This is a genomic window from uncultured Bifidobacterium sp., assembly GCF_959020155.1.
In the GTDB taxonomy this organism is placed as follows: domain Bacteria; phylum Actinomycetota; class Actinomycetes; order Actinomycetales; family Bifidobacteriaceae; genus Bifidobacterium.
In genome coordinates this window covers 115413-127872 of the sequence record NZ_CAUERC010000002.1, presented here as the reverse complement: position 1 = coordinate 127872, position 12460 = coordinate 115413, and the positions used below count along the sequence as shown (strand labels likewise).

Below are 12460 nucleotides of genomic sequence, written 5' to 3'. Positions count from 1 at the left end.
GGCATCATATCCCTTTAAAAGGCTGTTTTAAATTATTATTTAGCGTACCAGTGAGGCACTTTATTGCCATTGCGGCATTCGCAGATTATTGGCGTGCCGTCAGCATCGTTCTTTTGCTGTCCGTGTTCGGATTTCTTGCAATATTGTCCGCGGATGTTTTTCCCTCCAGTATTGCCGTTAGTGCCAGGATTGGCATTGTTGTTTGAAGCCTTACTGACAAAACGGCCAGTGACGGAATCAAAAGTTGCATATGAATTCCATTCGGGAACCCATGCGCGCCCGTGTGCCATTGCGCCAGTGGTCTGGTCGAAATAGTAATAAGCACCATCTTGGTAGTGTAATCCCTTGACCATCTTTCCGGTTATCCGGTCATAGCGTACCCATTTTCCACCGTTGGAACGAATATAAGTATCTCCATGGAACATGGCACCGGTATATTGATCGAACAAGTACCAGCCCGTATGGCTGCTGTCGTAATTCACGAAGGCCTCACCATGGGCCATTTTGCCGGTTGTCCAGTCATAATATACCCATTTGCCTCCATTGGAATGGATATATTTCATGCCTTTGGACATTGCGCCGGTTGTTTGGTCGAAGTAATACCAACCGCCGTATCGGTAATCTTCGCCTTTGACCATATGGCCATCCCCGTCATACCTGACCCATTTATTTCCGGAAGAGAGATACACGTCTTTGTCGTGTGCCATTGTTCCATCGGCATCGAGCCAATACCAAGCATCGCTGCCTGGATCATAGATCTCTTTTGAACGCGCCATAATGCCGGAATCAAACCAGTAGTATTCGCCGTCTTGAGTTACCCAACCGGTGTAGTCAGACTCTGGCGCCGACACGGTTTCTTCCGCGCTAGCTGGAGCAATTGGCAAAATCGTCATTGAAAGAGCCATGGTTGCGGCAATGGTTCCATGAATAAGTTTGCTCTTAGAAATCATATCCATCATCTCCCTCTTGTTGTTATGGATAAGATACTTAAATTTTAGACCTAAAGTAATTGCGGCAGGGGTTATTGTGATGGTACATCTGAACCGATGTCGTGCGTAACGGTGTGGACGATTGTTTAAAGTGCAATGTAGCCACTACGATTAGTGGATGAACGGAGAAAATGGCGATAGGAGAAGACGCATGGGACAAGAGGTCTCTATGGATACTGAGCGAATGGACTCGTGGGAAACGGTGATGCGCGTTGTGTATCCGATCAAAGATGCTGAACAGACCCTCCCTCTGTATGCGATTGACTGGACTCGCCCGCATGTGGCGGAAACCACTCTGGATTCGCGTATCGACATGCGTCGTCTGGAATTCAGCTCCATGAACCAGTCCACATTGCAACGCATGTTACGGAATGCGGGATCCTCTAACGGGGTTTCCTGCGATTCATTCGAAATTACGGGACGTACTTCCGTAACACTACGAGATCATGGTCACATGTCCGGATGCACGTTCTTCAACGCGTTCCCTGCATCGTATTGGCGTCGTTGGACTGGTGTGAAGACCGTGCGCTTCGCAGTGTCCGTTCAAGGAAACGCCAAGATCAACGTCTTCCGGTCGACGGGTCGAGGCCTGATTTATCCGGTAGCGGAGCGGATTGTCCATGCTGCGGATACCTCGGCTTCCGTATGCGTGGATGTGCCTATGACCGGGCTCATGGACGGTGGTTACTTCTGGTTCGACGCGGAATCGCTAGGTGGGCCAGTCGTTATTTCCAATGCGACATGGTCTGTTCCGCGTGAAGCGCGCACAGCCAAGCATGGCACTTCCATGTCCATCGCCATTACCACATTCAATCGTGCCTCGTACTGCATGAACCAATTGCGCGCCATCGCAGGAGCGCCGGCACTGCGTAAGCGACTGGATACCGTGTACTGCACGGATCAAGGCAACGATCTGGTCAAAAATCAAGAAGGCTTTGCCGAAGTATCCGCCGACCTCGGAAAGCAGCTTACGTATATTCAGCAAGCCAATTTAGGTGGTTCCGGCGGCTTCTCTCGAGGTATGTACGAAACGGCGAAAGCTGGGAACAGCGATTTCGTGTTGCTGCTGGATGATGACGCCATCAGTGAGCCTGAATCGATTCTTCGTTCCATCCAGTTCTCCGACTATACGATCCGTCCGGTTCTTGTCGGCGGCGGCATGCTTCATCTTGATAATCGCACCATGCTTTATACGCAAGGCGAGAGGATTAATCCGCAGCGAATGTGGATGTATCCGTCCAAGAGCATGGGGTACAATCACGACTTCTCTATGGAACCGCTTCGTGACTCTCCGGATCGTCACCAACGCATCGATGAGGATTTCAACGGCTGGTGGATGTGTTTGATTCCGATTGCCGTGGTCAAGAAAATCGGCCTCTCGATGCCGGTGTTCATCAAGTTCGACGACATCGAATACGGTCTGCGTGCCAAGAAAGCCGGTTTTCCGACGGTCTGTCTGCCAGGTGTGGCCGTGTGGCATCAAGCATGGCACGACAAGGATCCGGCCCGTTCTTGGGAGGAGTATTTCACCGAGCGCAACCGCTGGCTTGCGGCCCTTCTGACATACCCGGACAGGCCTCCTCGCATGCTGGTGGAAACGTTGTACGGCGATGCAAGCCTTGGATTGCGTTTCGTGTATTCGGCCATGGCGTTGCACCACATGGCGTTGAGGGATATTCTTCGTGGGCCGCAGTATCTTGTGGACTGTTTGCCGACGAAGCTTGGCGAAGTGCGAGAATTACGTGCGAAATATCCGGATGCTCAGGCTAAAGATAGTTTTGAAGCGTTCCCAGAGCCTGCTGGTGAAACCGAACCGCCCAAGAACCATCCTTCCACCATGAAAAGCCGGTATAAGGCTGCGGTCGGTTTGATTGCCAAGAGCTTTGTCAAGAACGTCAATCCGGAGAAGGCTGTCCGTCCGGATGCTGCTATTCCGGCACGGGATGCTGCCTGGACCTGGCTTGCTTTTGATCATGTCAACTCGGCCTTAGTCACTACGGCTGATGGCAATGGCGTGGCATGGTTGAAGCGTGACAATAAGCGTTTCCGCAAGAGCATGCTCGAAGGGTATCGTCTTACTCGGCGTATCACCAAGCATTGGAAGCGTTTGGCCGCCCAATATCAGGCTTATGGCATTGCTTCCATGGAAACGTGGGCGCATATCTTTGGGGATAAATAGCCAAGAGTTATTGACATTCACCCTCATATATCGCCATGAGGGTAGTATGAGCATGAACTGCACATAGCTTTTGTGCGATTACTGTTTGTGGAAGGTTGTTTTGTTATGACTGATGCGGTGGAGTATCCCGATCTGGTGGTCGTGGGCGCGGGCCTGTTCGGCCTGACCGTGGCCCAGCAGGCCGTCGAGCATCTGGGCGTGGGGGTCGAGATCATCGACGTGCGCGACCATATCGGCGGCAACGCGTACAGCTACATGGACGAGGAGACCGGCGCGGAGATCCACAAGTACGGCGCGCACCTGTTCCACACGTCCAACAAGAGGGTCTGGGACTACGTGAACCGTTTCACAAGCTTCACGGACTACGTGCACCGCGTGTACGCCACGCACGACGGCGAGGTGTATCCCCTGCCGATCAACCTCGGGACCATCAACCAGTTCTTCCACGCGCACTACACGCCGGCCGAGGCGAAGGCCCTGGTCGAGAGCCAGGCCGGCGAATTGGCGGGCACGGATCCGCAGAACCTCAACGACAAGGGCATTTCGCTGATCGGCCGTCCGCTGTACGAGGCGTTCATCAAGAACTACACGGGCAAGCAGTGGCAGACCGATCCGAAGGACCTGCCCGCGGGCATCATCAACCGCCTGCCGGTGCGCTTCAACTACGACAACCGGTATTTCAGGGACACGTGGGAGGGCCTGCCCACGGACGGGTACACCGCCTGGATGGAGCGCATGATCGACGATCCGCGCATCCACGTGACCCTCAGGACCGACTTCTTCGACGAGTCCCAGCCGTACAACAGGAAGGCGTTGGCCGCGGCGGGCGTGCCGGTGGTGTACACGGGTCCGGTGGACCGCTACTTCGACTACTCGCTCGGCGAGCTGAAGTGGCGCACGGTGGACTTCAGGGAGGTGCGTTACGACGAGGGCGACCATTTCGGATGCCCGGTGATGAACTTCTCCGACCCGGACGTGCCGTACACGCGCGCGATCGAGTTCAAGAACTTCAACCCGGAGCGCAGGGCTTCGCAGAACCCGGACAGGACCGTGGTGTGGGAGGAGTACAGCCGTTTCGCCGAGCGTGGCGACGAGCCGTATTATCCGATCAACACGGAGGCCGACAAGGCGTTGTACGCGAGGTACGAGGAGCTCGCGAAGGCCGAACCGCTCACGGTGTTCGGCGGCCGTTTGGGCACGTACAAGTATTACGACATGCACAACGTGATCGACACCGCGTTGACCGCGTACGAGCAGCAGGTCGAACCACTCCTCAAAAAGTGATTTTCTGCATATGAAAATAGGGCCGCACAGACATTTCCTGTGCGGCCCTATTTTTCCGATTCCTATGGGACCTGTGTGAAATCCAAGTCCTTAAGGTAATTCTTGCCCACGGTCTGGTCATATTGAACCAGTTTGTAATCTTTGAGCAGCTCCTTTGCTTTAGCGCTTAAAGCTGTGACTTTGATGTCGTTGCCATCATGATCCAGGTACGTCGCCTTACCTTGCCCGATACCGCCGTTAGTGCCGATCACACGGCTCATTGCAGGGACTTCTTGTTGCAATTCCGTAAGCATCGCAAGATACGGTGATACCTTAGCGTTCATGTGTTCTGCAGCCAGCGGCATGAAATAGTTGGATGATGTGTACGCGGTGGTTGTGGGATTAACTTTCGTTCCATGGGAAGACGAAGCAGAAGTTGACCAAATGAAATAATCTGTTTCATGCAAAACGGTTTTATTGTTCTTGTTCATATCTGCCGTGTCGTAGATGCCGGGCAGATGATCTCCATAGAAGATAACGGTGATTGGCTTGTCCATTTGGTCGAGCTGATTAAGGAAATCCGCCGTTTCCTGGTCGGTCCAGTTAATTCCTTTAGTGTAGGTATTGATATTCCAGCGTTCCCCATCAGATAAATCTTCTGAAATATTGGCGTCTGAAAACTCGTTATTGTCATAGTAATCGCCATAGGGCATATGGTTCTGCATGGTAACGAGTTGCAAGAACTGCGAGGACTTCGAATCTTGTTGCCTATCGAGCAGGTCAAGAATGCTCTGATACGCTTCGCTGTCACTCACATAAGGCGAACGGTCGATGTAACCGGTATGTTTCAGCGGAATTTTGCTATCAAGCGTGTACAGGTATGAGAAGCCAAACTTCCTGTAGTTGATATTCCTCAGATACATGCTTTGCTGGAACGGATGCACCGCAGTAGAAGCATTTTTCCCATACTTTTTCATCCAAATCTGGTTGAACGAATAAGGATCATTCTGGTTCGGAACCAATTGCTGGTACGGCACAATCAAAGAGTCATTGAAATTCGCAAGATTCAAGCCGGTCAAAGCCTGATATTCGATATTCGCGGTGCCACCGCCGTAACCGGGGGACAGCATGAGTCCTGAAGTGGTCGTGTTCTTGATATTACGGATGTTCGGTATTGGATCGAGACTAAAAGAAACGCCCGGAACGCGAGTGGGGTCGGAGAAAGTTTCAGACAAAATCATGATGACGGTATTGTCCGTAAGCTCACCTGATCGGGTATGATTGATGGCTTGCGCCTCTTGCGCATATTTCTTAGCGAGAGACTGCATGGTTTTTTGACTGTAGTTGTCGGGTTTATCCATGGCCTTGACCTTTGACAGGCTAAGGAATGTGGTGGCCGGATTATTGGCTTGAGCATCACCTATGGCATTCCATAATTGGGGCTCGTAGCCATTATCTTTAGCCCATTTATAGACGTTCGATCCAGGTGTGCCCAGGCCCATGGCGTAAGCGCTCAGCAGTACGACACTGAGGACTGCTGCAAGGACACGGAAAATGTTGCCAATGATGTTTTTGGCGTTTGCAATGGGGTGGCGCCATGAACAATGAATGAAACGTCTACGTCCGTCCAAGACGAAAAGAGCGAAGGCAATAATCGCAAACCAAATTACAAAATTAATCGCCCCATTGACGAATGCTTGACTGGATTTCGGTACGAATGACATGATGCTACCGGTGTCGCCGCCTGAAATGAATGTTAAATCCGCAGGGATGATCGGTTCATTACGCAGTTGTACTTTAATGCTATTGGCGACTCCAAAAGCGGTAAGGGCAACGCCGAAAACAAGAGTGGCGATCCAGAATCGGTTCGTTACAAGAATTAACGCAAGATAGATTAAAGCCAGTCCCATAAAACTGACGAGATAGACGTTTTTCTGTTCAAGCCACATTTGGCTGACAAATCTGGTGACTTGTCCGCCAACGCTTTGAAGGACTTTCGTCGTTTCGTCAATTTCAGTGCCCTTTTCATATTCGGGCTCGGAATACATTCCCCATTGAAGGAAAATGACTTCCGCTGAAGTGAGCAGGAAGAACACGATGGTGTAGAAGGCGTATGAGAACTTCATACGTTTCTTCCAGAGTGCATATACTTTCTTGAAGAATTTGATGATGAGCTGTACGGCTTTGAAGTTAACGAAGGTATGCCATGCAGTTTTTACTGCTGTGACAGCGGTGCGGATGGCGTGGCCGGTGGCGTTGATAGCTTTTGCGACTGCGTGCCCTGTTGCGGATAGCGCTTTTGCTGTGGTGTGTGCTGTTTGCTTACAGACTTTAACAGCCTGCACCAGAGGATGTTTGTCAGTTTGCGTGAGTTGAATTTCAGTAGACGGGGGAACTGAATGGGTACTGTCGTTCGCAGCTTCGTTAATGGCTTCGTCAATGGACTTGTCGTCAGTCGTTTTTGGCAGATGGGGCGCATCGACTTTGGGAATGAAAACGCTTGCGTTATCGGAGATGGCGTGAATTGCTGATTTCTGCGTATACAGCTTTGAACCATGGTGACCTGAAAGGGCGGATAGAGCGCAAGCGTTGCTATCTTCGTCATTCGCAAGAGGGCGATACGTTCCGCCCGTAATCGGCTGCTTAGTAAGTTTTACGTATGAAGGTGCACAAGCGTGACGGTCGGGCGAGAAAATAGGCATCGTCGCATCCTTCAAAAAGATAGTCCCCTTATAATTGGAGGCTCTGTACAATTAAACCGGGTACATTTTAGTGTTCAGCTGTGGACGAACGAGTGTCTAGCGGATGTCTGAAAGGTGGCTGGAAGGTTAACCGGGTGACGGGCAGCAAACAGATGTGTTCAAGGTGGACAACATGTGCGTGCGCAAGTGTTGGGCGTCATTCGCTGGTAGTGCACCAAAAAGCGCTGTCTGCATGAAGCCTTCTACAGCAGTCCCGCCATGTAGATCGGCAGCTTGACCACGTCATTTTCCACGACCAGCGGTTTCGGATGCAGCACGTATCTGGTGCCGACCTTCTTATCGAATTTTGCCTTGAATTTGTCTAACGAGACCGTGCGGTAACGTTTCGATGACTTGACCTCGATGGGGCTGACCCTGTACTTCATTGCCGCGTTCTCGTACGGTTCGACGATGAGGAAGTCGATCTCCATGCGGTTCGACGGGTCGTCGCGATCGCTGCGCGAATAGAAGAACAGCCGGTGCCCGTTGGCCCGGAGAAGCTGTGCGACGACGTTCTCCGCGAGCATGCCCTCGTTGATCTCGATGCGTTCTAGGAGGATGTCCCGGTACAGGTTGCTTCCGGTCTGTTCCGAGTCGGCCAGGGCGAGAGTGGTGAGAAGCCCTGTATCGGCGGCGTAGCATTTGACCGTCGAATGGTCCTCGCTAATGCTCAAGCCCACGCTCGGATCGGTGGAATTGAAACAGTCGTTGGTAATGAACGCATCGGAAAGCCAGAAGAAGGCGTCCTCGTAATCGCGGGTCTTCGCTTCCTTTCCCAGCGATGTGATGTTGAACTTCTTCTCCTTCTTGGAAAGCTGACCCACCAAGTTGTCGAAGATGCGCGTGATGCGTATCCGGTCGCTGCCGCCATGCTTGGAGATGTCCTGCCTGTACAGTCGGAGGATGTTCCGTTTGACGTTGTCGACTTTGCTGAAATCATGGGTCTCGACGTACTTCGACACAGCCTGGGGCATGCCTCCGACCAGCATGTATTCACGGAATAGCCGCATGGCCTTCCTGTGCAGCGAATCGGGGAGCGGCATGCGCTTCTTGAACGAGTCCGCGATGAGCGTGGACAGTGGCTTTTCTCCCAAAGCCCAGAGGAATTCATCGAAATCCATGGGATTCAGGCGGATCGACTCCTCCTCTGATGGAATGAGGATGTCCTTGACGTTCTCGCGGATGGAGACGAGCGAGCCTGTCTCGATGTAGTCGTAACGCCCGTCAGCCACCAGCTGCTTGATGGCCTCGCGGGCCTTCGGATACAGCTGCACCTCGTCGAAAATGATGAGGCTATCCCTCCTGTGCAGTTCCACTCCGTAGAAGGATGATAGGTACATGAAGAACGCGTCGAGGTCGTTGCGCAGGTCGACGAAGTAGCCCAGCACGTCATCGGGGGCTTTTGAGAAGTCGACGAGCATATACGACGCATAGTTCCGTCGTCCGAATTCCTCCGCGATGGTGCTTTTCCCGACGCGCCGTGCGCCCTCGATGAGCAGGGCTGTGCTTCCTTGGGAAGAATCTTTCCAGGAAGCCAGTTTTTCGTACGCTTTTCGTTCGAAAGTCTCCATGTCTCACCGCCGTAAATACACCAAATCAAGGGTAATAACATGCTCAATTATACACCAAATCAAGGATAACTAAGGTGTTGTATGTACACCAAATCAAGGGTCATGTAATGGCGGTTTGCTGATCGGCTTGAATTAGATTTCTGACAGGTGGTCTTATATATGGTAGATTCTGGCGTTTGTCCGGACGTATTTCGCTTATATGTGGCAGCTCGTTTTTTGTGACAGACCGGTTAGAGGGTAATTGTGTACCCTCTAACTGCGGTTTTCCCGGAATGGACTGCCATACATAGGCGAGATGTCTCCGGTCAGCCTTCCAAATCTGCCATATATAAGCTCGATATGTTGAGAAAAAGTTTTATTAGGCGGAAATCGATGGCTGAATCTCGTTGGAGCCTACGATGGTCTCATCTAAAGCAACGGACCGTCAAACAGTTCGTCGTGGGATCCCAAGCGAATGAATCGGATTGTCGACGCTTCCGACCGCTCCGAGTAGATCACCAACACATCCATTTTCCCTTCGGCAAGATGGAATTCCGCATATCCCGAGTAGATTCCTCGTGGGCGATCAAGCATGTGAGGATTATATGATTCCGGAACGCGTCCGTACTCCTCAATGGCTTCGATCACATATTCGAGTTCCGTGACGATTTGAGGTATCCGTCGTGAGATGCGTTTGAAGTCGATCTGAAATTGTTGGTCGAATTTGATGGTAATCATGGCGTTTTGCCTGTTCAGCCGTGATTGTTGTGCAGCCAGGTGATGGCGTCTTGCGCGCTGTTGAAGGTGGCCGCGTCGTCTGGGAGGATACCGCGTTCCTTGGCTTCGGCTTCGAGCATGGCTCGCTTGGTCTGCTCGTTTGGCTCCGCGGCGCGCACGGAAGTGTCAAAAGGCAGGCGTTGCTGATTTACGAGCTGGATGCTTGCCATGGTTACGTAAGTGTTGAAATTCATGCCTATGGCGTCGAGTGTCTGGTTGACTCGAGCTTTCAAATCGTCGTTCATACGAATGGTAATATTGCCCACCTGAATCACCTGCCCTAATTTTGCGTGCAATTAATGTGTATTTTATGTCAAATGCACGCATGTTGCAATTGATAATGGGGATAAGTGTAGTTTCTGACAAAAATGACAACTTGTCGGTTTTCAGAAACTAGTACGTTGAGGTGGGGCGAAACTGTGTGGGAGAATCATGAGTGCTGTTTCATTTCCTCATCGGATAGGTCTAGCTCTAGAAGAACCGTGATCGCATCGGGGAACCGTGCGCTGGTCGGTGCGGATGGTGCGGTTGTGGAAGTGACGTCTTACCGTGCATTTTGGCCGCTAGCTCAACGGTCAGCCTTCCAAATCTGCCATATATAAGCCAGTTTGTGGAATCGCTTTATGGCTATGCAACCCTGCCGGTACTCTGAAATTGTGAGTAGTGATATTTTCAAGCCGCGCAACATCATCGTGACCGGCGGATGTGGGTTTATCGGAGCCAATTTCGTGCGCTATGTGGCACATAGCCATCCTGACGTGCACATAACCGTGCTCGACAAACTGACCTATGCCGGAAATCCGCAAAATATCGCCGGTCTTCCGCAATCGCAAGTCGAACTTGTGCAAGGTGATATTTGCGATGCTGCGTTACTGGAACGTATCGTGCCTGGTCATGACTCGATCGTGCATTTCGCGGCCGAATCGCACAACGACAATTCCATCGCCAATCCTGAACCCTTCATCACAACAAACGTGGAAGGCACGTTCCATTTGCTTGAAGCCGCCCGTAAGCATGACGTGCGATTCCACCACATCAGCACCGACGAAGTGTACGGCGACCTTGCACTCGACGATCCATGCAAATTCACCGAAAGCACGCCGTATAAGCCGTCAAGCCCATACAGTGCGTCGAAAGCGGCATCCGACCAGCTGGTGCGCGCATGGGTTCGCACGTACGGGCTTCGCGCCACGATCTCCAACTGTTCCAACAATTACGGGCCGTACCAGCATGTGGAAAAATTTATTCCGCGGCAGATCACTTCCATCATGGAGGGCGTGCGACCGAAACTTTATGGCACAGGCGAGAACGTGCGCGACTGGATCCATACGGAAGACCACTCTTCTGCGGTGTGGGAGATTCTTACGCGCGGGCGGATCGGCGAAACGTACCTGATTGGCGCAGATGGCGAAATGAGCAATATTGCCGTAATGCGTATGATTCTGCGACTTATGGGATGTGCCGAAGATTCGTTCGACTGGGTGCGTGACCGTCCTGGGCATGATCGACGTTACGCGATCGATTCCAATAAGCTGCGTACCGAACTCGGCTGGCGGCCCGTGCATACCGATTTCGAAGCCGGTTTGCAGGCGACCATCGCTTGGTATGCTGCCAACCGCGCCTGGTGGGAGCCCGCCAAAGCCGCCACCGAAGCCCGCTACCGCGCCCAAGGCCAGTAAGAATTCGGTTCGTGTGGCGCAAGCCGGACAATTGAAGTTCGGTAAGCGGTGATCGAGGAGACGCGTTGCAGGCGAGTCAACCTCGCCGGGGAATGGATGTGTGGTTTGGCGTACATTTTGTTCGCTAGCCTTAGTTGCAGATCCAGGTTTGGTGAAGGATGAAAAACGGCCGCACCTCGAAGGTGCGGCCCCTATTGCGTCTCCTGGTGCGTGGCAACTGATAACTTTTGTCAAATGGAAGGTGTTGTCAAGCCTCTAAGCGACGCGAGGTCGCGCCTGCACAGCATAGATGCGTAATTCATGGGCATATCTCGCTTATGTATGGCAGATTTTGGGGTTTGTACGGAGGCATCTCGCCTATGTATGGCAGTCTGTTTTTGAAACAAGCTAGTTAGGGGGTAATTTTGTACCCTCTAACTGCGGTCTTTCCGGAATGACCTGCCATATATAAGCGAAATGTCTCCGGGCGACCTGTCGAATCTGCCATATATAAGCCCGATGTGGTGCGAAAATGCTTGTAATGGGGGCGAAGTTGCAGACTTGGATGACTTTGGTCCCGTTAAACGTAGGGTTTGGCGCTGACGTCGGCGCTAACCGTCGGGGCGGCTTACCTGACTTACTCGGCGGACTCGAGTCTGAGTTCTTGGCTGGCGACCACCGACTTGGCGGCCGCGTCGAGTTCGTTGGTGATGTTGCGCAGGTTGTCGGCGTATTTGCGAATGTCGTCCGTCGCTTTGGTGAAGTCGCTGGCATTGCCGCTTGCGGGGCATGCTGGCGCGCTTTCCACGGCTTTGGCCAGTGTGATCGCATCCTTCAGGGTTTCGAGCGTGGTGCCGTCCGCCACGTCATTCACGGTGAGTTTCGCTGCTTCTTCAGCTTCTTGTTGCGCTTCTTCAAAGCTCTCCTGATGCGTGGCGAGCGCCTTCGCATTCAACGCGCAGGTGTCGCTGGCGGCTTGTGTCATTTCGCGCTTGTTGGAGACTGCGATGATGGCGACGGCTGCGAGCGCGATGGCAGCTACTGCGATCATGGCGATGATGGCGATGGTCTTGCGCTGTTTCACATTGTTTTTCTGCATGGTTGGCTGCATGGTGGTTCCTCTCTTCTCGTGTGGCTCTCATTTCAGACAAAACGTTGCGAGTATACAAAAAACACTTCCGAGAAACGATTTACCGCTGGAAATAGTGCGGATTATTTTGCTGTGAAAGGAATTTGTTTGTGATTGCGATGCTGGGCGCGTCAGGATCGCATGGCATTTATGCTGGAGGGAGAAACGTTTTAA

General features: G+C 52.2%; 9 protein-coding genes. 3 read left to right on the top strand and 6 right to left on the bottom strand.

All coding sequences use genetic code 11. The features are described from left to right. Positions 1-35: 35 nt before the first annotated feature. Complete coding sequence (locus Q5H31_RS01225) at positions 36-959, bottom strand: hypothetical protein (protein ID WP_033500322.1); 924 nt, start codon at positions 957-959, stop codon at positions 36-38. A 181-nt stretch (positions 960-1140) separates the two neighbouring features. On the opposite strand from Q5H31_RS01225, the gene Q5H31_RS01220 reads away from it, so the two are divergent. Together Q5H31_RS01220 and glf are read left to right on the top strand one after the other, a co-directional pair. Continuing rightward, on the top strand, positions 1141-3168 hold the full coding sequence (locus tag Q5H31_RS01220) for a glycosyltransferase (RefSeq protein ID WP_033500321.1): 2028 nt from the start codon (positions 1141-1143) through the stop codon (positions 3166-3168). A 105-nt stretch (positions 3169-3273) separates the two neighbouring features. Continuing rightward, complete coding sequence (gene glf / locus Q5H31_RS01215) at positions 3274-4452, top strand: UDP-galactopyranose mutase (protein WP_302457395.1); 1179 nt, start codon at positions 3274-3276, stop codon at positions 4450-4452. Between the two features lie 62 nt (positions 4453-4514). Here the strand turns inward: glf and Q5H31_RS01210 are convergent, their stop codons facing one another. The 4 genes from Q5H31_RS01210 to Q5H31_RS01195 all read right to left on the bottom strand — a co-directional run bounded on the left by Q5H31_RS01210 (position 4515) and on the right by Q5H31_RS01195 (position 9765). Further along, positions 4515-7133: an LTA synthase family protein gene (locus tag Q5H31_RS01210; protein ID WP_302457394.1), complete on the bottom strand. Its 2619-nt coding sequence runs from the start codon at positions 7131-7133 to the stop codon at positions 4515-4517. Between the two features lie 242 nt (positions 7134-7375). Then, positions 7376-8743 carry an ATP-binding protein gene (locus Q5H31_RS01205; RefSeq protein ID WP_033499955.1) on the bottom strand — a complete coding sequence of 456 codons (1368 nt, stop codon included), beginning with the start codon at positions 8741-8743 and terminating at the stop codon, positions 7376-7378. A gap of 408 nt (positions 8744-9151) precedes the next feature. Then, on the bottom strand, positions 9152-9460 hold the full coding sequence (locus tag Q5H31_RS01200) for a type II toxin-antitoxin system mRNA interferase toxin, RelE/StbE family (protein ID WP_223895481.1): 309 nt from the start codon (positions 9458-9460) through the stop codon (positions 9152-9154). A 14-nt stretch (positions 9461-9474) separates the two neighbouring features. After that, entirely contained in the window at positions 9475-9765 is a 291-nt protein-coding gene (locus tag Q5H31_RS01195; protein WP_197736403.1) for a type II toxin-antitoxin system RelB/DinJ family antitoxin, read from the bottom strand. Positions 9766-10128: 363 nt separating this feature from the next. Between Q5H31_RS01195 and rfbB the strand changes: the two genes are divergently transcribed. Next, positions 10129-11178, top strand: coding sequence for a dTDP-glucose 4,6-dehydratase (gene rfbB, locus Q5H31_RS01190; protein ID WP_302457399.1), 1050 nt, complete (start codon positions 10129-10131; stop codon positions 11176-11178). A gap of 616 nt (positions 11179-11794) precedes the next feature. Here rfbB and Q5H31_RS01185 read toward each other — a convergent pair. Beyond that, positions 11795-12256: a hypothetical protein gene (locus Q5H31_RS01185; RefSeq protein ID WP_039775874.1), complete on the bottom strand. Its 462-nt coding sequence runs from the start codon at positions 12254-12256 to the stop codon at positions 11795-11797. Between the last annotated feature and the right edge of the window lie 204 nt (positions 12257-12460).